Origin of the sequence: Promicromonospora umidemergens (assembly GCF_024171995.1) — a bacterium.
GTDB lineage: Bacteria > Actinomycetota > Actinomycetes > Actinomycetales > Cellulomonadaceae > Promicromonospora > Promicromonospora umidemergens.
Genome location: NZ_JAMTCT010000028.1, coordinates 18,877 through 39,119, shown reverse-complemented (window position 1 = coordinate 39,119; position 20,243 = coordinate 18,877). Strand labels below are relative to the sequence as shown.

At 71.1% G+C, this 20,243-nt stretch carries 15 protein-coding genes; 3 read left to right on the top strand and 12 right to left on the bottom strand.

The features are described 5' to 3' along the window. Positions 1-6: 6 nt before the first annotated feature. Positions 7-2,418, bottom strand: a complete 2,412-nt coding sequence (gene ligA, locus APR04_RS27120; RefSeq protein WP_253876942.1) for an NAD-dependent DNA ligase LigA — start codon at positions 2,416-2,418, stop codon at positions 7-9. 227 nt (positions 2,419-2,645) lie between these two features. Between ligA and APR04_RS27115 the strand changes: the two genes are divergently transcribed. Both APR04_RS27115 and APR04_RS27110 read left to right on the top strand, forming a co-directional pair. Next, positions 2,646-4,154: a flavin-containing monooxygenase gene (locus APR04_RS27115; protein ID WP_253876940.1), complete on the top strand. Its 1,509-nt coding sequence runs from the start codon at positions 2,646-2,648 to the stop codon at positions 4,152-4,154. Positions 4,155-4,409: 255 nt separating this feature from the next. Then, entirely contained in the window at positions 4,410-5,084 is a 675-nt protein-coding gene (locus tag APR04_RS27110) for a hypothetical protein (RefSeq protein WP_253876938.1), read from the top strand. A gap of 7 nt (positions 5,085-5,091) precedes the next feature. On the opposite strand, the gene trpA is transcribed toward APR04_RS27110, so the two are convergent. The 7 genes from trpA to APR04_RS27075 all read right to left on the bottom strand — a co-directional run bounded on the left by trpA (position 5,092) and on the right by APR04_RS27075 (position 11,417). Further along, positions 5,092-6,180, bottom strand: a complete 1,089-nt coding sequence (trpA, locus tag APR04_RS27105; RefSeq protein ID WP_372496178.1) for a tryptophan synthase subunit alpha — start codon at positions 6,178-6,180, stop codon at positions 5,092-5,094. 58 nt (positions 6,181-6,238) lie between these two features. Further along, on the bottom strand, positions 6,239-6,889 hold the full coding sequence (locus APR04_RS27100) for a hypothetical protein (RefSeq protein WP_253876936.1): 651 nt from the start codon (positions 6,887-6,889) through the stop codon (positions 6,239-6,241). Positions 6,890-6,997: 108 nt separating this feature from the next. Continuing rightward, a complete protein-coding gene (locus APR04_RS27095; RefSeq protein ID WP_253876934.1) occupies positions 6,998-8,275 on the bottom strand; it encodes a cytochrome P450 family protein in 1,278 nt (425 codons plus the stop codon). After that, a complete protein-coding gene (locus tag APR04_RS27090; RefSeq protein ID WP_301313053.1) occupies positions 8,272-8,883 on the bottom strand; it encodes a GTP-binding protein in 612 nt (203 codons plus the stop codon). The genes APR04_RS27095 and APR04_RS27090 overlap by 4 nt, the downstream gene beginning before the upstream one ends. After that, entirely contained in the window at positions 8,864-9,217 is a 354-nt protein-coding gene (locus APR04_RS27085) for a DUF742 domain-containing protein (protein WP_253876932.1), read from the bottom strand. The genes APR04_RS27090 and APR04_RS27085 overlap by 20 nt, the downstream gene beginning before the upstream one ends. 110 nt (positions 9,218-9,327) lie before the next feature. After that, positions 9,328-9,741 carry a roadblock/LC7 domain-containing protein gene (locus APR04_RS27080; protein ID WP_253876930.1) on the bottom strand — a complete coding sequence of 138 codons (414 nt, stop codon included), beginning with the start codon at positions 9,739-9,741 and terminating at the stop codon, positions 9,328-9,330. Then, entirely contained in the window at positions 9,738-11,417 is a 1,680-nt protein-coding gene (locus APR04_RS27075) for an ATP-binding protein (protein WP_253876928.1), read from the bottom strand. The genes APR04_RS27080 and APR04_RS27075 overlap by 4 nt, the downstream gene beginning before the upstream one ends. Positions 11,418-11,739: 322 nt before the next feature. On the opposite strand from APR04_RS27075, the gene APR04_RS27070 reads away from it, so the two are divergent. Next, entirely contained in the window at positions 11,740-13,911 is a 2,172-nt protein-coding gene (locus APR04_RS27070) for a prolyl oligopeptidase family serine peptidase (RefSeq protein ID WP_253876926.1), read from the top strand. A 111-nt stretch (positions 13,912-14,022) separates the two neighbouring features. Here the strand turns inward: APR04_RS27070 and APR04_RS27065 are convergent, their stop codons facing one another. From APR04_RS27065 to APR04_RS27050, 4 genes are all read right to left on the bottom strand, one after another. Further along, on the bottom strand, positions 14,023-15,060 hold the full coding sequence (locus APR04_RS27065; RefSeq protein WP_253876924.1) for a uroporphyrinogen decarboxylase/cobalamine-independent methonine synthase family protein: 1,038 nt from the start codon (positions 15,058-15,060) through the stop codon (positions 14,023-14,025). 124 nt (positions 15,061-15,184) lie between these two features. Further along, on the bottom strand, positions 15,185-16,453 hold the full coding sequence (gene mnmA, locus APR04_RS27060) for a tRNA 2-thiouridine(34) synthase MnmA (RefSeq protein ID WP_253876922.1): 1,269 nt from the start codon (positions 16,451-16,453) through the stop codon (positions 15,185-15,187). Beyond that, complete coding sequence (locus tag APR04_RS27055; RefSeq protein ID WP_253876995.1) at positions 16,450-17,751, bottom strand: cysteine desulfurase family protein; 1,302 nt, start codon at positions 17,749-17,751, stop codon at positions 16,450-16,452. The genes mnmA and APR04_RS27055 overlap by 4 nt, the downstream gene beginning before the upstream one ends. Before the next feature lie 201 nt (positions 17,752-17,952). Next, positions 17,953-20,178, bottom strand: a complete 2,226-nt coding sequence (locus APR04_RS27050; protein WP_253876920.1) for a PhoX family protein — start codon at positions 20,176-20,178, stop codon at positions 17,953-17,955. Between the last annotated feature and the right edge of the window lie 65 nt (positions 20,179-20,243).

The window sequence follows — 20,243 nt, the reverse complement described above, 5'->3', positions numbered from 1 at the left end:
ACCGGCTCACAGCGCCTCTGGACCGCCCTCCAGCAGCGCCTTGAACCCGTCCTCGTCGAGGGTGGGGATCTCGAGCGCCTCCGCCTTGGCGGCCTTGGTGCCTGCATTCTCCCCCAGCACCACGTAGTCGGTCTTCTTCGAGACGGATCCCGAAGCCTTGCCGCCCGCTGCGATGATCGCCTCCTTGGCGCCGTCGCGCGTGAAGTCCTCCAGCGAGCCGGTCACCACGACGGTCAAGCCCGCGAGCGGCCCGGTGGGCTCGGTATCGGCCACTGCCATCGCGGCAGGGCCGGGGTGCCCCGGTGTGGCGAGCTCGACCCCCGCAGCACGCCACGCCGCGAGGATGTCCCGGTGCCAGTCCACGGCCAGCCAGGCCTTGATCTCGGCGGCGATCACCGGCCCCACCCCGTCGACCGCCGCCAGCTCCTCCTCGGACGCCGCCTCGATGGCCTCGACGGAGCCGAACCAGCCCGCGAGCGCCCGCGCCGCAACCGGCCCGACGTGCCGGATGTTCAGGGAGACGAGCTTGCGCCACAGCTCCTTCGTCTTGGCACGCTCCAGCTCTTCGAGGAGCTTCGTCGCGTTGGCCGACGGCGCCCACTCGTCCAGGGTCTCGCCCGCCTCCTCGGCCGCGACGCGCTGCGCCTTGCCGTACGACAGCTTGCGCCGGAACGGGGTACGCCGGCGCACGACGCCGTCGTCGTCCATCTTGGGCAGGCCGGTCTCGGCGTCGCGGACCACCGCTTCGATCGGGAGCAGCTCGTCGAGCGTGAGCGAGAAGAGCTGGGCCTCGGTGACCAGGGGCGGGATCTCCGGCACGTCGGGCTGCGTGAGCGCCGCGGCGGTGACCTCACCGAGGGCCTCGATGTCGAGGCCACCGCGCGAGCCGATGTGCTCGACCCGCCCGCGCACCTGCGCGGGGCAGGACTCCGCGTTCGGGCAGCGCAGGTCGACGTCGGCCTCCTTCATGGCACGCAGTGGCGTGCCGCACTCGGGGCACTCCGTGGGCATGACGAAGTCCTCGCGCGGGTAGCCGTCGTCGGCAAGGGCGGCCACCGGCCCGAGGATCTCCGGGATGACGTCGCCCGCCTTGCGCAGCACCACGACGTCGCCGATGCGCACGCCCTTGGCCCGCACCACGTCCTGGTTGTGCAAGGTCGCCTGACGCACCGTGGAGCCTGCGACCTTCACCGGCTCCATCACGGCGTACGGGGTGGCCCTGCCGGTGCGGCCCACACCGATCTGGATGGCCAGCAGCCGCGTGTTGACCTCCTCCGGCGGGTACTTGAAGGCGATGGCCCAGCGTGGCGCTCGGCTGGTGGACCCCAGCCGGCGCTGCCGCGCCAGGGCATCGACCTTGAGGACTATCCCGTCGAGCTCGTGCTCGATGTCGTGCCGGTGCTCGCGGAAGTACTCGATCATCTCCAGCGCGCCGTCCAGGCCGTCGACCACCCGGTTGTGCGGAGAGACCGGGATGCCCCACTGCTCGAACAGGGCGTACGCGTCGGACTGCCGCTCCAGCTCCGCGTGCTCGCCCTCCTGCCACTGCAGAGCACCCACTCCGTGCGCGTACATGCGCAGGCCTTCCACGCGGGCGAGACCCGCCTCCAGCTCGAGCCCGTCCTTCTTCTCCAGCAGCTGCCGCAGGCCACCCGCCGCAGCGTTCCGTGGGTTGGCGAACTGCGGGAACCGGCGGAGCCCGGCGATGCGCGCCCGGTCCATGTCGAACTCCTTGCCACCGGCGTGCCGTCCGGAACGTTCTCGTGCTTCCTCGACGGCCCGCTCGCGCAGCTGGGCCTGCAGCTCGTTGAGCCGCGCGAAGGTGGCGACCGGGATGAACACCTCGCCGCGCACCTCGACCACGTCGGGCAGTCCCTCGCCGGTGAGGCTCTGGGGGATCTCGGCGATCCGCAGCACGTTCCGGGTCACGTCCTCGCCGACGCGCCCGTCGCCGCGCGTGACGCCCCGCACCAGGCGCCCCCTCTCGTACACGAGGGAGATCGCCAGACCGTCGATCTTGACCTCGCACAGCAGGCCGGGGCGATCCGTGCCGAGGTCGCGGTTGACCTTCTCGGCCCACACCGCCAGCTCCTCGGTGCTGAAGGCGTTGTCGAGCGACAGCATGCGTTCGAGGTGCTCGACCGTGACGAAACCTGCCGCCGCCGCGCCACCGACGCTCTGCGTGGGCGACTCGGGCGTCACCAGCGCGGGGTGGGCGGCCTCGAGCGCCTGCAGCTCACGCATCCGCGCGTCGTACTCGGCGTCCGACGAGACGGGCGCGTCGGCCTCGAAGTAGGCCCGCCGGTCCTCCTCGATCCGGGCCACGAGCCCGGCCCACCGGCGCTGCGCGGTGGCTTCGTCGCTCGTAGTGTCGGCGGGTTCCGGAATGCCTGTCGTCTCGCTCACAGACACAATCATGGACCGAACCACTGACATCCGAGCGGTCATGTCCTCGACGCGCAAGGTCGGCGGCGAGCGGTCAGACCGACAGCGCAGCGGGCGCCGTCGATCCGGCCGTCAATACACCATTGACCACGGTGGATGCACACCTCCACCGCTCGCTTCTCGTCTCTGCGAGCGGATACGATTCGACCGGATTGACCGAGTCGTTGATCGTCGGGTTCGAGGAAGCAAAGGGGTTGGCGTTGAGGATCGCTGTCGTCGGAGCAGGATTTGCTGGAATCGCCCATGCCAGGGTGCTCACCGAGCTGGGGCACGAGGTCGTCGTGTTCGAGAAGGCGCCCGACGTCGGCGGTGTGTGGAGTGCGACCCGGCGCTACACGGGCCTGCGCACCCAGAACAACCGGAAATCCTATGCGTTCTCGGACATGCCGATGCCCAAGGATTACCCGGAGTGGCCCACGGGTGAGCAGGTCCAGGCCTACCTCGAGCGATACGTGCGGTCCTACGGGCTGGTGCCCGTGCTGCGCCTGTCCACGGAGGTGGTGCACGTCGTCCCCACCCCGGACGACGACGGCTGGCTGATCACGGCCCGCCCCCTCGGAGCCTCGCTGCGACCCCCCGAGCGCTTCGACCACCTCGTGATCGCCAACGGCATCTTCTCCGACCCGGTGATTCCGCACTTCGACGGCTATCCCGACTTCGTCCGCTCCGGTGGACGCCTGGCGGCCTCCAGCCAGCTCACCGACGTCGAGTCGGTACGGGGCAAGCACGTCGTGGTCGTCGGCTACGGCAAGTCCGCCTGCGACATCGCGGCCGAGATCGGGCACGTCGCTGCCAGCACCACGGTCGTCGCACGGCACCTGCTGTGGAAGATGCCCAAGCGGATCGCCGGCGCCTTCAACTTCAAGTACCTCCTGCTGACGCGGATGGGCGAGAACCTGTTCCAGTACCAGACGCAGAAAAGCGGCATGGAGCGTTTCCTGCACGGTTCAGGCAGCGGGTTACGGCAGGGCGTCCTCACCCGCGTCGGTTCCGTGGTGTCCTCCCAGCTCGGCCTGAAGAAGCTCGGCCTCGTGCCCCGCGGCGAGTTCTCCGACATCGCCCGCAGCACCGTCTCGCTGTCCACGGACGGGTTCTACGAGCAGGTCGCCGCAGGGACGATCGCGGTGCACCGCGACACCGAGATCGACCGGTTCGTCATCGCCGACGGACAGCCCATGGTCGAGCTGTCCAACGGCGAATCGGTGAAGGCCGACGTCGTGGTCTGCGGGACCGGGTTCAACCAGCGCGTCCCGTTCCTTGGCGACGTCGTCACCAAACGGCTCCTCGACGAGCGGGGCAACTTCCAGCTATGGAAGCACATCCTTCCCCATGACGTGCCCAACCTGACCTTCGCCGGCTACAACTCCTCGTTCTTCAGCCCGTTGTCGGCCGAGGTCGGCGCGCTGTGGGTCGGAGCCCATCTGGCCGGCGTGCTCGACCTCCCGCCCCTCGCCGAACGCCGGGCGCGAGTCGCCGAGCGACTGCGGTGGATGGAGCAGCGCACCAACGGCAGGCACGCCCGCGGCACGAACGTCCTGCCGTTCTCCCTGCACAACATCGACGAGACCCTCGAAGACCTCGACATCGACGTCTCCCCGAGCATCCGGGCGATGCAGTGGCTGCTCCCCGTGAACCCGGGAGCCTACTCAGGCCTGCTGGCCAAGCTCAAGAAGAAGATCGCCAAGGCGCAGGCCACCGCGGCCGTCTGACCGTCACCAGCGGCAGCACCAAGCCCACCGGGGCGTGGCGCGTCGGTGCGACCGGTCGAATCGTCGCCGGTCTCCACCAGGGCCACCAGCCGCGTTGGTCAACCCCGCTCAGGTGCTCTCGCGTCGAGCCGAACCATCCCCAGACCGATCGGAGGGCCCCATGATCGACGACCTCGTCAACCAGCCCCTGTGCACCGCGTCCGACCAGGACATCAGCTGCGCTGCCACCCCGGACGCGCGACCGGGCTCTTGGCGATGAGCCCGCGCCGCCGTGAACGCCAGGTCGTCGGCTCCGACGTGCGCTTCGATGTCGTCGACGTCATCGAGGAGCTGCACCCAGGGGACACCGCCCTGATCTACCTGGCCGGCCCCGGCCACACACCCGGCTCTTACGCCCCTGTCGACCTCATCGACGTGATCGACGTCATCGACGGTGTCCGGCCCGGGGACACCGCCCTGCTCTACCTGGCCGGACCCATGGCCGGTTTCGTGGCCGGCACGGTCGAGTCCGTCCTGACCCCCGGGCCCGGACGGTCCGCCCACCAGATCACCTTCACCACGCCGGTCACCGACGATCTCGGCTCCTCCCGGCTCTCCGTCACACCCCACGGCACACCCGAGAGCACCTGCGTCTTCATCCGTGCCTACCGTGTGAACCAGCCCCGCGTAGACCGTCGCACCCGGCAGGCGACAGACCCTGCAGCCGACGATGACGAACCATCCGGCGCCTCCCCGTCCGCACCTCCAGGCGCAGCCGAGCCCAGCATCGTCTCCGGCGTGGTCGGATCCGTCACGCCCTGGGGGCTGACCTGGCCAGGGCACCTCATCAGCTACACCACACCGGTCATCGACGACGGCTCCTACCAGTTCCCCGTCAACCGGACCTCCGCCTACGCCTTCATCAGCGCCTACAGAGCACAGAGGGACTGAACGGCTCTCAGTCGCTGAGCGTGGCGGCGTGGGCCTTGGCGTAGATCTCCTCGTACGACCTGAACCGGCCGGGATTCTCCTCCAGGAGCCGGAGGACCGTCTCCACCTCCGGGTCAGAGATCTCCCGAGCCCGGATCGCGACGTCCAGGCTGTTGCGGATCTCCTCGTCGTCGCCGGGCAGCGACATGGTGCTGGCCATCTGGATCCTTTCAGGGCGGTAAGGGCGGACATCTTCTGCACGACGGCGGGGTGTGACGCGTGCGCGGCGCACCCCGGAGACCAGCTCGCTGGTGATGTCCGACAGGCTCTTGACCCGGTCGGCCCACAGGTCGTCCCCGAGCAGCGGGCGCACAAGGACCGAGCCGACGATGACGCCGTCGGCCCATCGCCCGACCTCGGCAGCCTGATCGCCGGTGGAGACGCCCAGACCGACACACACGTGTGGCGCGCCAGCGGCCCTGGTGTCCGTGACGAGCTTCTCCGCCCGTTCACCCACCGTGGCGCGGGTCCCCGTGACCCCCATCGTGGAGGCCGCGTAGACGAACCCACGTGACGCCTGGGCCGCGCCGGCCAGCTGCTCCGGCCGCGCGCTCGGTGCCACCAGGAACACACGGTCCAAGCCGTGCCGGTCGCTCGCCTCGACCCACTCCCCGGCCTGGCCGAGGTCCAGGTCCGGGGTGATCAGCCCGGCCCCGCCGGCAGCGCCAAGGTCGCGGGCGAACGCCTCCACGCCGTAGCGCGCCACCGGGTCCCAGTAGGTCATCACCAGCACCTCGACGTGTGGCGCGTGCTCACGCAGCCGCTGCACCGCTTCGAAGACGTGCCCCACCCGTGTCCCGGCCTCCAGCGCGACCTGGGCCGCCTGCTGGATCACTATCCCGTCCATCACCGGCGCAGTGAACGGGATCCCCAGCTCGATGATGTCCACACCGCTGTCGGCAAGCGTGTACAGCGCCTCCATGCTGCGCTCGAGGTCGGGGAACCCGAGCGGTAGGTACCCCACCAGCGCCGGACGCTTCTCCTTCTCACGCAGGCGGCTCAGCAGGGAGGCTGTCCTCCCCTCGCCCGAGACTGCGTTCTCCTGCCAGTTCCCCATAGCGGTTCCTCCCGAGCGATCATTCATGTCGGATCAACGGACTGGCAGGTCACGATGCCTACCAGCTCCGCCGCAGGGAGGGCGAGCTCACGTCATCGGAGGAGTCCGCGACCTGGGTCAGCAGATGGGCCGCGAGTCGTGCGCTGTCAGCGCTCATGGGGTCGCGCAGCCCTGGCAGGAACACCGTGCTGGCCCCTGCCTCCCCGGTCCTGCCCACGATGCGGAACGAGGACAGCCACCCCGAAGCAGCGTGCGCGGCATGGTGGGCGACACGGATGAGCTCCTGCTGCCAGCCGGTCAGCCCCACCTCGGTCTTGCCGTCGACGTCCACCGCGCACAACGCAAGGTTGCCGCGCAGCTCCTCGTCGGGGACCGCCTGTCCAGCCCCCGCCGCCAGAGCCGCCCTGACACGCCGGGCTACCGGGTTGACCGGATACTCCTCCGGCACGTCCCGGGCGGCCTCCGGCCGGTATCCGCCGATCCCCGCAGCACCACCACGAGGGTCCACGACGGCGACCCTGGCGGCCGCCCCGTGCAACGGGTCGGCCGCCTCCCGCACCTCCCGCGGCGTCCCGTCCTTGAGGGTCAGCAACCCGTCCGGATTGATCAGCGCGAACACATTCCTGCTCGAGGTCAGGCGGTGCGCCTCCCGCGCCAGCGCAGCCTGCAAAGTAGGGGCGGCGTCGTCCCAAGGGACCGAATCTGACATGGTCCCAGAGTACGTGAGCACGGGGAAAATACGCATATCGACCCTCATGTGGAGCTACTTCCGACACGTAAGGGCACTCGGGTGCCGGTCACCGTGCGGACGGAGCGACTACCTCCGCAGGTGGTCGGCGCTCGGGACCGCCCAGCCGTCCATCGGCGGGGAGGTGAACCGGACCGGCAGGCTGCGCGGGTAGCGCGACCACGACGAGACCGACATCTTGATCGAGTCCGACGACACGATCAGCTCCATGTCGAGGATCCGGCGCAGCAGGGTATCCACGGCGATGCGACCGATGAGCGGCCCGATCCGGTGAGCGGGGCACGCGTGCGCACCAGCGCCCCACGTGAGCTGGAACCGGCTGCCCAGCTCCTCCCACGGATCGTCCGTGCGGATGGCCCGGTCGGAGTTCGCGGCGGCGACGGCCGGGACGAGAGCGTCGCCGAGCGCGATCCGGCGCCCGCCCAGCTCGCAGTCCTGCAGGGCGAACCGGGGCAGCACGTGCGGCGTGGGCGGGTTGCGCCGCGACACCTCGTCCAGCGCGTCGTCCAGGTCGAGCCGGCCGCGGCGCACGCGGGACGCGAACGCCGGATCGGTCAGGATCATGTGCAGCGTGCTGGCGATCCAGGCGATCTCGGCGTTGTGCCCCAGACCGAACATCACGCCGAGCGAGGCCATCACCTCGGCGTCGTTCCTGTGGTTCGGATGATGCACCAGGGCGGTGATCAGGTCATCGCCCGGCTCAGCCCGGCGCCTCGCCACGAGCGCCGCCAGCAGCGCCTCCTGCTCGGTCGCGGCCGCGATCGCGTTCTCCGTGCCCGCGTACAGCGCCTCGGTGAGCTCGTGCATCTTGTTCCCGTCGGACAGGCTCATGCCGAACATCTCGGTCATGACCAGTACGGGAACGGACACCGCGTACTCGCTCACGAGGTCCGCCTCACCGCGCGGCATCAGCCGGTCGATGATCGCCTTGCACGTCACCGAGACGGTGCGGGCCAGACGCTTCTCGTCGACGCCGCTCAGGGCGTCGACGAGCGGGGCGCGCAGCCGGCGCTGCTGCATCCCGTCGAGGTAGTAGGCGTTCTCCCGCGGGGACAGGGCTGCGAACACGCCCGACTCCGCACGCAGGGAGTGTTCCCTGACGTAGCGCCAGTTGCGCGAGCTGCGCGAGAACAGCAGCTCGTTACGCATCACGCTGCTCGCCTCGTCGTACCCGAGCACGAGCCAGGCGGGTACGCCGGGCTCCAGGTCCATCGGGGCCACCGGGCCCCACTCGTCGCGCAGCTGCTCGTAGAGCTTGTGCGAGTCCCGGGCCGCGGTGATGTCCGACAGCCGCATCCGGTCCGGAACGTCCTCCAGCCGCAGATGCAACCCGTTGGCCAGGGTCACGCGTTCACCTTTTGGAACACGGGAAAGGTCATCGCGTGCTCGACGAGGGTGATCAGGGTCAGCACGGACGACGGCCGGTCCCGCGCGTCGCACTCCACGATCGGCGTCTCGGGCAGCAGGTCCAGCGCCGCGCGAACTCGTTCCAGCGGGTAGCTCGGCGAGTCCGGGAACTGGTTGACGACCACGGCGAACGGGATCTTGGTCCGCAGCTCCAGCTGGTCCAGGACCTCGAAGCTGTCCTCGAGGTTTCTGGTGTCGATCATCACCAGGGCGCCGACGGCGCCGTCCGCCAGGCCCGCCCAGAGGTCCCAGAACCGGCGCTGACCAGGGGTGCCGAACAGGTACAGCGCGATCTCGTCGGTCACGGTGATACGACCGAAGTCCATCGCGACCGTCGTCGTCTCCTTGTTGGGCTGTCCCGGATCGATACCGACGCTGGCCGTGGTGATCCGTTCCTCGGTGCGCAGCGGGTCGATCTCGCTGACCGCACCGATCAGCGTCGTCTTGCCCACCCCGAAGGCACCCACGACGAGCACCTTGACCGACCGTGCCACGGTCGGCGCCAGGTGCTGCTCGGGCGCGGTGCGATCAGAGCTTGCGGAGTCCATCGAGAATCTTCTCCAGGATGTCCTTGCCGGGCAGGACGTGCGCTTGATGGTTGGAACGAATCGTCAGGTTCCCCGAGTCGACCAGGTCAGAGACCATGACCGCCACGAGGCTGACCGGTAGCTGCAGGTATGCCGCAACCTCTGCGAGCGCGAGCGTGCCTCGGCACAGCTGCACCAGCTCGCGCTCCAGCCGGCCCGCCGTCGAGAGCACGGGACGGCTCTCGACGGCACGGACAAGAGTCTCTGGTCGCAGCGTGTTGCGCGACGGGTGCGCCCGCCCCGAGGTGAGCACGTATGAGCGCACCGGGTGGTCGCGGTACTCCTCGGTGTCCATCCCCTCGCCCCCTGTCGGTCGGTCAGGTATCGGTCGAGCTGGTGGTGCGTGAGCACTCGGGCCCTGCCGGGCCGGAGCACTGCCTTCCATCGACGGCGCCCGGTGCGGGATCAGCTCGTGATCCGCTCCGTGCCCAGCGTGCGTTCCCCGATCATGAGGACCTGGGCCTGCATCTGCTGGGCGATCAGCGCCGGGTCGATCACCGGATCGGTGACGACCGCGAGACGAGATCCGTCGCCGGCCCCCCGGACAAACAGGAACCCTCCGTCAAATTCCACCACAATCTGGCGAATCGTGTCGCTGTTTCCAAACTCCCGGCTCATCCCGATCCCCAGTGCCGCGAGACCGGCACACGCCGCGGCTACCTTGTCGGCCGTGTCGAGCGGGGTCTGGTCCGTCCGAACCTTCATCAGGCCGTCCGAGGTGAGCACCACAACATGCTTGACCCCCCGTACACCACTGATGAGCTCGAGCATCCAGCTGTTGCCGTCAGTGCTGGTCATGCCGTCGGCCTGCGTAGTCATCGGTCCTCCGAAGTTCCGCCGGCTCCAGCCGGCGGCTCGCTGCTGTCAGATGAGTCCCCGAACCGCGCCTCGCTCGAACTGAAGAAGGCACCCATCCATTCACCGGCCTCTTCGGCCGATTGCGCGGGACCGGGAGCTTCCGTACGGACCTCCGCGGTCCTGGTCCGGTCGTCGGGCGCTTCCGCCTCTCCACGGCGCGATCGCCGCTGCGGAAGTGCGGACGGCTCGGGGAACTCGTCGTCCTCGGGGCGGGCCCGCCCAGGACGCAGGGGCAGCTCGCCTGGGGCCTTCACCTGGGCACCGGCCACGGGCGTCTCCTCCTCGTCGTCGACCACGTCGCCGGGCACGCTCAGCGGCTCGACAGGGACCACGCTCGCAGGGTCGGGCGCGGCAGGGGCCGGCCACTCGCCGTCGTCCGCGGGCCTTGCACCGGGCAGCTCCGGTGCGAGCTGCGGCTCGATGACGGCGGTGGCGCTGGCGCTGCGGCCGGACCCGAGTGCCGAGACCCCTGCGGACGAGCTGCCTGCGCTCGGCAGGGTCGCTGCCGGCGTGAGCATCCCCGTCGGCACCACTGCCTCCGTGAGCTCGGCCGGGATCATGACGATGGCGCGCAGGCCGCCGTACACCGACTCGGTGACGTCCACGCGGAAGCCGTGGCGCCGCGCGTAGGTGCCGACGACGGCCAGGCCGGTCTGCGGGATCTCGCCCAGCTCGGTGATGCTGATCTCGCGCTTGCCTGAGGCGATGTCGCGCGCCTGCTCGAGCTGCTTGAGGTCGAGGCCCACACCGCAGTCGTCGATCTCGACGACGGCGCCGCGCTGCACCTGGCGGAGCGAGACGAGCACCTGCGTGGTGGGCGGAGAGGACTGCGTGGCGTTGGACAGCAGCTCGGCCACGAGGTGGATGAGCGGCTCCACGATGCGCGCCGAGACGGCGACGCCGGGGTCACCCGACACCTCGACCCGGTGGAACGCGGTGATGCGGCTGGCAGCGCCCTTGACGACGTCGGGCAGCGGGAGCGGCTCGCTCCACTGCTGACCAGGCCACTCGCCGCACAGGGCCGCGAGGCTCTGTGCCTGGCGGGCCTGCTGGGCCGCGGCGTGGTCAACGCGCATGGACGTCTGCAGGATGTCCGGGTCGGTGGGGTGGCGCTGCACCATCCGCGCCGCCTCCTCCTGGATGCGGTGCGCGGCGGCCTGGACCTTGCGGCTCAGGGCGACCACGGCGACCTGGACGGCGTCGCGGCGGGCGACGCGCTCCTCCTGCACCCGGGCGAGCATGGCCGCGGCCGCGTCCAGACGGGCCTGCGCGTCGGCGTCACCGGGAAGGTGAGGCAACGGCGGGGCCGGCTCGCTGTGGAGGAACGCGGGCAGCTGCTCCTTCGCCAGGGCGTCGAGCGCCGCGGAGGCTGCCTCAGCACGCTCCTCGGCCCGGCGCTGCGCGAGGACCAGGACCTGGTGCGATGCGAGATCGTCCCGTGAGGACCGCGCGGCGATCAGCGCGGCCGCCACGGCGAGCCCGACGGCGGCGATGCCGACGAGCCATGCGGGCCACGTGGACGAGGCCCCGGTGGCAGTGAACAGGACGGGCGCTACGAGTACGTAGGCAAGCACGCCGGCGACGCATACCCAGGGCGCAACCTGGCGCAGCCTGCTCGGCGGAGGAGAAGAAGACATCGAGCTCACCGAGCCGATCCCCCTAATAGTTGTCTCGTCAGAGTTTGGGAAGACCGGACACGGCGGATTACCGCGGCCTGCTCCACGAACTCGGCTGGAGGGGGCGAACAACCCCCTGGAGTGCAGTTTCTACCACAGCGCGTCCCACGCGTGGAAGGGCACGGCCGTGGTGCGGCGAGCGAAAATATGTGCCACTGAGGAATGCGGCAGCACCGCAGCCCGATAACCGCACATTACGGCAAAAATCGGGCGCGCGTCACTCAGCCTACGGCACGCGGCCGTCGGCGGTGGAAGCCGCGACCGGCCGCGTAGGGTGCTCACCATGAGCGTCGAGCACACCCAGGCCGCCCCCCGACCCGCTCTCCCGACCACTCCCCTCGACCCTGCGGGGACCGACCCGTTCGAGTGGCTCGAGGACGTCGACGGCGACACCGCCCTGAGCTGGGTCCGCGAGCGCAACGCGCACAGCGCGGAGGCGCTCGGCGGTCCCGCCTTCACCGAGACCGAGCGGGCGGTGCGCGAGGTCCTCGACTCGGACGACAAGATCCCGCACGTCTCGAAGGTCGGCGAGCACTACTACAACTTCTGGCAGGACGCCGAGCACGAGCGCGGGCTGTGGCGTCGCACCACCCTCGACTCCTACCGGACCGACGACCCCGAGTGGGAGATCGTCCTCGACCTCGACGCCCTGGCCGAGCAGGAGCGCGAGAGCTGGGTCTGGCACGGAGCGAGCGTCCTGCGCCCGGCACCGGAGCAGCTCGCGGCGGGCGAGCCCCGCAGGCACGCGCTGGTCGACCTGTCGCCGGGCGGCTCCGACTCCGACGTCACCCGCGAGTTCGACCTGGTCACCAAGCAGTTCGTGCCCGAGAGCGATGGCGGGTTCGTCCGCGCGCAGGCCAAGGGCGGGATGTCCTGGGTCGACCCGGACACCGTCTACGTGTTCACGGACTTCGGCGAGGGCACCATGACGCCGTCGGGCTATCCGCGGCAGGTGAAGCGGTGGCGCCGCGGCACTCCGCCGGCCGAGGCGACCCTCGTCTACGAGGGCACCGACGAGGACATGTACATCAGCGCGTCCCGGTCGCACACCCCGGGCTTCGAGCGCGACCTGGTGCATCGCGCCCTGCGGTTCTACGCCAACGAGACGTACCTGGCCACGAGCGTTGGCACCCCCGACCAGACCCTCACCAAGATCGACGTGCCGGACTCGGCGAACGTCGGCCTGCACCGCGAGTGGATGCTGGTCCGCCTGCGCGACGACTGGGCGCTCGGCGACCTCACCTACCGCGCCGGCTCACTCCTGGCCACCGGCTTCGACGACTTCATGGCCGGGTCCCGCGAGCTGACGGTCCTCTTCGAGCCGACGCCGACGACGTCGCTCGTCGGGACCACCTGGACGCGGAACCACCTGGTGCTCAACGTGCTCGACGACGTGAAGAACCTGCTGCACGTGCTGACCCCGCCGTCATCGCCGTCGGTGGCCGAGGCCGCCACGACGGGCTGGGTGCGCTCCGAGCTCTCCGTGGGCGGCGAGCTGCTCACCGTCGGCGTCGGCGCGGTGGACGTCGTCGACTCCGACGACGTCTGGGTGGTCACCACCGGCTACCTGACGCCGTCGAAGCTGGGACTCACCACCGTGGCGCAGGAGCGGCAGTCCGCGCCAGAGGTGCTCAAGTCGGCGCCCTCCTACTTCGAGTCGGCCGGGCTGGCGGTCCGCCAGCGGTTCACCGAGTCGGACGACGGCACGCGGGTCCCCTACTTCGTCGTCGGCCGGGCGGACCTCGTCGCGGGCGAGGCCGGACCCGCGCCCACCCTGCTGTGGGGCTACGGCGGCTTCGAGCAGTCGATCCTGCCCGGCTACTCGGGCACCGTCGGGCGCGCGTGGCTGGAGCGCGGCGGGGTGTACGCCGTCGCGAACATCCGGGGCGGCGGCGAGTACGGGCCGGCCTGGCACCAGGGCGCGCTGAAGGAGCATCGCCACCGGGCGTACGAGGACTTCGCCGCCGTCGCGCGCGACCTCGTCGCCCGCGGTGTCACCGTCCCGGCGCAGCTCGGGATGGAAGGCCGCTCGAACGGCGGTCTGCTTGCCGGGAACATGCTCACGCGTTACCCGGAGCTCTTCGGGGCGATCATCGTGGGCGTGCCGCTGCTGGACATGAAGCGGTACTCCCACCTGCTCGCCGGCGCGTCCTGGATGGCCGAGTACGGCGACCCGGACACGGACGACTGGGAGTTCCTCCAGAAGCTCTCGCCGTACCACCTGTTCGACGCCGCGCGCGACTACCCGCCGGTGCTGTTCACGACGTCGACCAAGGACGACCGCGTGCACCCAGGCCATGCCCGCAAGATGGCGGCACTCATGCTGGCCGCGGACAAGGACGTGACCTACTACGAGAACATCGAGGGCGGCCACGGCGGTGCGGCGAACAACGCGCAGGCCGCGTACATGGCGGCGACGCACTGGACGTTCCTCTGGAACCGCCTGAGCAGCTGACTCGCGGGCTGCTCTCACCTCCTGCTCCTGCCCTCCTCCCTTTCGAGACCTAGGTTGCTCCGCTTTGGAAGGCTTCAAAGCGGAGCGACCTAGGTCTCGAAGGAGAGACCGTTACGCCTCCGCGCGCTCCGCCAGGGTCTCCGCGACGCGGCCAAGGTTGGCGAGCTCCGCGCGGTGAGCGTCGGACGAGCCGAGCGACGGGCGGGGTGCGGCCAGCAGCGTCACGTCCGCCAGCCGCGCGGCAGGCAGGCCGATCCGCCGCCACGGGACCGCCACGAGATCGGCGAGCCGGCCGAGCGCAGGCCCAGCGCACTGCGAGACCTGCGCCGGCGGCAGCCCGGCCCAGAGCCCGGTGCCGCGCTCCGTGGCGCGGGCCAGCAGCTCCCAGGCCTGCTCGTTCCAGCCACCCGGCCCGACGGCGGCCAGGTCCAGGCCCAGCGCGTCGGCACCGGCGAGCACCACGGGCGGCACGCCGACCCACGTGCTACCGAGGTGCACCACGGACCGCGCACCGGCGTCCCGCACCGCCGCGAGCACCGGCTCCAGTCCTTCGACGATCTCGGGCCCGGCAACGGCCCGCAGCCGCGAGAAGCCGGAGAACGTCGGCAGCACACCGGCGTGCACCTGACCGAGCAGCGGCTCCGCGAGCTGCACGGTGACCTCGGCGCCCGGTACCTGGGCCACGAGGTCCGCCACGAGCGTCCGCAGGCTCTCGGCGAGCGCGAGGGTCAGGTCCGCCCGGGCGCCGGTGTCGGCAAGGACACGGTCTCCCCGCGCCGACCAGAGCTGGGCCGCCAGCGTCCACGGCCCCAGCAGCTCAACGGTGAGCGGACCCGTGTGCCCGTGCGCCGCGACGGCGAGGGCCCCGAGGTCCTCACGCCAGAACGCCTCGGCACGGCGCGCGTCGATGCCTGGACGTTCGGTGAGCTTCCAGCCGTGCGGGCCCAGCTCGACGGGCATCTCGGTGAGGCGCACCGCCGTCCGCCCCAGGGCATCGGCGCCCGGACCGCGCTGCGGCAGCTGCGTCAGGAACGGCACGGCCTCGACACCGGTCGGCAGCTCGGCGAGCTCGCCGAGCGCCGTCTGCTGTGCCTCGAGCACCTCGCGCTCGCCGCCGGGCCACGGCCCGTGTCCGCTCACAGCAGTCATCAGTTCTCCTTGTCGAGATGTGTCGTGCAGGTACCTGAGCCCTTCGCTCCGCGCCGGGATGAGATCGGTCTCCTGGGACGAGATCGGTCAGCTGATTGACCGATCTCGTCCCAGGGGACCGAAGTCAGCGAGCCCGGTCGGTCGCAGGGGCTCGCCAGGCTCGGGAGACCGTCGCCTGGCCCAGCACGCGCGTTCCGCGGTACACCACCACCGACTGGCCCGGCGCGACGCCGCGCAGCGGCGCCCCGGTCAGCTCGATCTCCATGGCGGTCGCGGCCCGGTGCGATCCGTCCGCCGACGGCGGTCGCTCACCTTCCGGGACGCCGTCACCATACGCGTCGCCGGCCGGGGCGGCTGACCGCACCCGCGCAGGGACAGGCGCCCCGTGCGCACGGACCTGTACCTCGGCGTCGAACCAGCCGTCCGGGTCAGGGACGACGTCGGCGGGGGGCACGACGGGCCCGACCAGCGGGGTGGGCTCGGCCAGCACGCCGTCGAACCACAGCGCCTTCTCCCCCGTGATCCGGTCCACGCTCAGCAGCTCGGCGGGCCCGACGACCACGGTGTTCGTCGTGGGCTGCACGTCGACCACGTACCGCGCCTTGCCGTCGGCGGCAGGGCGACCCAGGCCGAGCCCCTTGCGCTGGCCCACGGTGAACGAGTATGCGCCGCCGTGCTCGCCCACCACCTCGCCGGCGGTGTCCACCACCGCACCGGGCCGGGAGCCCAGGCGGGACTGCAGGAAGCCGCGGGTGTCGCCGTCGGCCACGAAGCAGATGTCGTAGGAGTCGGGCTTCGCCGACACCGACAGCCCGCGGCGCGCGGCCTCGGCCCGCACCTCGTCCTTGGACGCGAACCCGCCGAGGGGGAACAACGCACGGGCGAGCCGGTCGGCCCCCGCGACCGCCAGGACGTACGACTGGTCCTTGGCGTCGTTCGGCGAGCGGTGCAGCTCGCGCACGGTGCGCCGGCCGCCGTCGGGCAGCGGGACCTCACGCGTCTCGATCCGGGCGTAGTGGCCGGTCGCGACGGCGTCGAACCCGAGGGCCGTCGCCTTGTCGAGCAGCGCCTCGAACTTGATGTGCTCGTTGCAGCGCACGCACGGGTTGGGGGTGCGGCCCGCCTCGTACTCCGACAGGAAGTCGGCCACCACGGTTTCCTCGAACCGCTCGGACAGGTCCCACACGTAGTACGGGATGCCGAGCAGGTCGGCGGCGCGGCGGGCGTCACCCGCGTCCTCGATGGAGCAGCAGCCGCGCGATCCCGTGCGGAACTGGTCCCGGTTGCGGGACAGCGCCATGTGCACCCCCACGACGTCGTGCCCCGCCTCGACCGCGAGCGCCGCGGCGACCGCGGAGTCCACACCGCCCGACATCGCAGCGAGCACCCTCATGCCATGCCTCCTTGTCCCCGGCCGGACACCAGTCCAGCGGCCTGTGCCCGCGCCACGACCTGGGGCAGCGCGGCGACCAGGCGGTCGACGTCGGCCTCGGTGGACGTGGCCCCGAGCGTGAACCGCAGCGCGCCGCGAGCCTCGGTCTCGGGGACGCCCATCGCCAGGAGCACGTGCGACGGCTGCGGCACGCCCGCCTGGCACGCCGAACCGGTCGACGCCTGCACTCCCGCCGAGTCGAGCAGGTACAGCAGGGAGTCGCCCTCCGCGCCGGGGAAGGTGAAGTGCGCGTTGCCGGGCAGCCGGTCGACCGGTCCCGTGGACCCGGGCGACGGGTCAGCGGCGGTGTCCGGGTCGTGCGCGGGGTGCGGCGTCGGCTCCGGGCCACGCAGCACGGCGGTAGGCGCCGCGGCGCGCACCCGTTCGACGAGGTCGTCGCGGAGGGCGCTCAGCCGGGCTGCACGCTCCGGCATGCATCCGACGGCGTGGGACGCGGCGACGCCGAAGGCCGCGATCGATGCCGTGTCGAGCGTGCCGGAGCGCACGCCGCGCTCCTGGCCGCCGCCGTGCAGCACGGCGTCGAGCGCGAGGTCCCGCTTGGCGAGCAGTGCGCCGACGCCGACGGGGCCGCCCAGCTTGTGGCCGCTCACCGTCATGGCGTCCACGCCCGACTCCGTGAAGTCCACCTCGGTCTGGCCGACCGCCTGGACGGCGTCGGTGTGCACGGGGATGCCGTACGGGCGCGCCGCGCGCACCACGTCACGGATGGGCTGGAGCGTGCCCACCTCGTTGTTCGCCCACATGACGCTGATCAGCGCGGTCTCGTCGGCGTGCGCGGCGAGCTCGGCACGCAGGGCGTCCAGGTCGAGCCGGCCCTCGCCGTCGACGGGCAGCAGCACGATCTCGGCGCCCGCGTGGCCGGCCAGCCAGAACGCGGGGTCGAGCACCGCGTGGTGCTCGACGCCGGAGACGAGGACGCGGCTGCGGCGCGTGTCCTGCGCGCGCCGCCCCCAGAAGATGCCCTTGATCGCCAGGTTGTCGGCCTCGGTGCCGCCCGACGTGAAGATGACCTCGCTGGGCCGCGCGCCAAGAGCCTTCGCGAGCGTCTCCCGCGCCTCCTCGACGGTGCGCCGCGCCGTACGGCCCGCGGAGTGCAGCGACGACGCGTTGCCGGTGCGCTGCGCCACGGCCACGAACGCCGCGAGCGCCGCCGCCGACATGGGCGTGGTCGCGGCGTGATCGAGGTACGCGCCGTCCGGCTCGCGGGGCGGTGTGCCGTGCGCGCCGCTCACCGTCATGGGTGTGCGCGCGGGCTCAGGGGGCGGAGTGGTCACGGTCATCAAGTCTACGAACGCCGCGGAGGCCCGATCGCATCCCGGGTGTGTGAGATGACGCCACGTGAGCCTCCTCGTAGGACGCCGCTGGCCGAGCCTGCCGGGACCGGGCCTCGACAGGCCCTGGTCTCGACGAGCTCGGCCAGCGGCGAGCGGTGCCGGGGGTCAGCTGTCGGAGCGACCGTGCCCGTTGCCGTGCCCGTTGCCGTGCCCGTGCCCGTTGCCGCGGCCTCGGTACACCTGCACCACCGTCGGGCGCGGGCCGCGGAAGTCGCCGGCCTCCACCCGCGCCCCCTCGGCGATGTAGTCCGGGAAGAGCGACTGCGGCGCGTCGAACGTGCCGTCCTCGCCCGGGTGCTGCACGTTCACGTAGACCATGCCGTCACGGGAGTCGATGACCGGGCCACAGGTCTCGGCGCCGGCGGGCACCGAGAGGAACTGCTGCACGTGGCCGCGCTCGCGGCCCGCCACCGGCACCTTGAACAGGCCGTCGCACTTGGCGATGCCGCTGGAGCTGGGCTGCCCGTCCGTGGAGATCCAGAGGTTGCCCTCGGCGTCGAACGCCAGGTTGTCCGGGCAGGAGATGGGCGAGACCCGGTCGCGCGGGTAGCCGGCGAAGTACGTGCCCTCGACGGTGGGGTCGCCCGCGACGAGCAGCAGGTTCCACGCGAAGCGGGTGGACGTCTGGTCGCCCGACGGGATGATCTCGACCACGTGGCCGTCCCGGTTGCCGTTGATGGTCGCGCCACCCTGGACCTTGTGGTCGCGCGGGTTCGGCTCCGTCGCACCCTCGGTGCCGTTGCCAGGGGTGCGGCCCGAGTTGTTGGTGCACGCCACGTAGATGCGACCGGTGACCGGGCTGATCTCGACGTCCTCGGGGCGGTCCATCTTGGTGGCGCCGACGGTGTCTGCCGCCAGGCGCGTGTAGATCAGCACCTCCTCGACGGACATGCCGGCCACCTGGCTGGCGCCGTCGAGCACCAGGGGCAGCCATTCGCCGGAGCCGTCGAAGGCGCCGTCGGACGGGACCGCGCCCGAGCCGTCGATCTCGGTGGCCGGCGAGTCACCGGTGAGCTTGGCGACGTACAGGTCGCCTTCCGAGAGCAGCGTCTTGTTGTGGGCCCGCGCCCATCGGGAGCTGCCCTTGGCGACCCGGTCCTTGGACACGAACTTGTAGATGTAGTCGAACGCCTGGTCGTCACCCATGTACGCGACGGCGTGCCCGCGGCGGGACAGGGTGACGTTGGCGCCCTCGTGCTTGAACCGGCCCATGGCGGTGTGCTTCACGGGCGGTGCGGACGGGTCGTGCGGGTCGAGCTCGACGATCCAGCCGAAGCGGTTGGACTCGTTCTCGTAGCCGGCGCCGCCACCGAAGCGCGGGTCGTCGGCCTCCCAGTTGTAGCTGGTGGAGCGGCCGAGGCCGTAGCGGGCGTCAGCGGTCGGGTTGGCTCCGGCGGCCACGAAGTAGCCGTTGAAGTTCTCCTCGCCCGACAGGACGGTGCCCCACGGCGTGGTGCCGCCCGCGCAGTTGTTCATGGTGCCGAGCACGCGGGTGCCGGTCGGGTCAGCGGTCGTCCGCATCAGGTCCGTGCCGGCGGCAGGCCCGTCGATGACGAACTCGGTGTCCATGTGGATGCGGCGGTTGACCGGGCTGATCCGCTGGTACGTCCAGGGCTTGCCGGGGGCCCGACGCCGGACCTCGACGACCGCCATGCCGTGCGCGGCGCGCTCGATGGCACGGGCGTAGGCGTTCTGGTCTCCGGTGACGTTCCCGTCGGCGTCGGTCTCCCAGTACTTCTCCGTGGCCGGGAACATGATCGACGCGTTCGTGTACTCCAGGTTCGACACCAGGAGACCGCGGGTGCCGCGGTGCTCGTCGCCCGCGTCGAACGGCAGGATGTCGAGGTAGTCGCAGTTGTAGCCGAACTGCTTGGCCTGCTGCTCGGGCGACTGGTTGTTCGGGTCGAACGTGCGGGCGCCCGGGAGGATCGGGTCACCCCAGCGGATGATCGGGTCCCAGGTGTAGCCGTCGGGTACCACGAGCTGGTCGACGTCGACGTGCTGCGGTTCGATCGCCCCGAAGGCGAGGCCCTTGCCGTGGCCGTGGCCGGGGAACCGTCCCTCGGGCAGGGTCGCGGCGGCGGCCGACGGCGCGCCGACACCCTGCGCGCCGATGACCACGGCACCGGCGGCGACCGCCATGGTGCCTAGCATCGCGCGGCGGGACAGCACCGAGCTCACGACGTCCTTGAAGTACTCGTTGGCGCTCTCGTTGGGAGCGGGGTGCAGGCACGCGTCGTTGCACTTGAGACGGCAAGTGACGGGGCTGCGCTTGCCACGCGCGTGCGTGTGCACGTTCAGCAGCTGGCGATGTTCAGGGGCGATCGTCATCGGAGGTTCTCCGGTCCGAGCTGGGGGGTAGGTCGACGTCAACCTAGGAGCAGGCGGTGTCTCAC

Excerpts from the sequence above, each read along its gene's own strand:
- trpA (WP_372496178.1), bottom strand. The coding sequence starts at position 6,180 with ATGGGGAACTGGCAGGAGAACGCAGTCTCGGGCGAGGGGAGGACAGCC.
- APR04_RS27090 (WP_301313053.1), bottom strand. The coding sequence starts at position 8,883 with ATGGACTCCGCAAGCTCTGATCGCACCGCGCCCGAGCAGCACCTGGCG.
- APR04_RS27085 (WP_253876932.1), bottom strand. The coding sequence starts at position 9,217 with ATGGACACCGAGGAGTACCGCGACCACCCGGTGCGCTCATACGTGCTC.
- mnmA (WP_253876922.1), bottom strand. The coding sequence starts at position 16,453 with ATGAGGGTGCTCGCTGCGATGTCGGGCGGTGTGGACTCCGCGGTCGCC.
- APR04_RS27070 (WP_253876926.1), top strand. The coding sequence starts at position 11,740 with ATGAGCGTCGAGCACACCCAGGCCGCCCCCCGACCCGCTCTCCCGACC.
- APR04_RS27100 (WP_253876936.1), bottom strand. The coding sequence starts at position 6,889 with ATGTCAGATTCGGTCCCTTGGGACGACGCCGCCCCTACTTTGCAGGCT.
- APR04_RS27055 (WP_253876995.1), bottom strand. The coding sequence starts at position 17,751 with ATGACGGTGAGCGGCGCGCACGGCACACCGCCCCGCGAGCCGGACGGC.
- APR04_RS27065 (WP_253876924.1), bottom strand. The coding sequence starts at position 15,060 with ATGACTGCTGTGAGCGGACACGGGCCGTGGCCCGGCGGCGAGCGCGAG.
- APR04_RS27080 (WP_253876930.1), bottom strand. The coding sequence starts at position 9,741 with ATGACTACGCAGGCCGACGGCATGACCAGCACTGACGGCAACAGCTGG.
- APR04_RS27110 (WP_253876938.1), top strand. The coding sequence starts at position 4,410 with ATGAGCCCGCGCCGCCGTGAACGCCAGGTCGTCGGCTCCGACGTGCGC.
- APR04_RS27075 (WP_253876928.1), bottom strand. The coding sequence starts at position 11,417 with ATGTCTTCTTCTCCTCCGCCGAGCAGGCTGCGCCAGGTTGCGCCCTGG.
- APR04_RS27050 (WP_253876920.1), bottom strand. The coding sequence starts at position 20,178 with ATGACGATCGCCCCTGAACATCGCCAGCTGCTGAACGTGCACACGCAC.
- ligA (WP_253876942.1), bottom strand. The coding sequence starts at position 2,418 with ATGATTGTGTCTGTGAGCGAGACGACAGGCATTCCGGAACCCGCCGAC.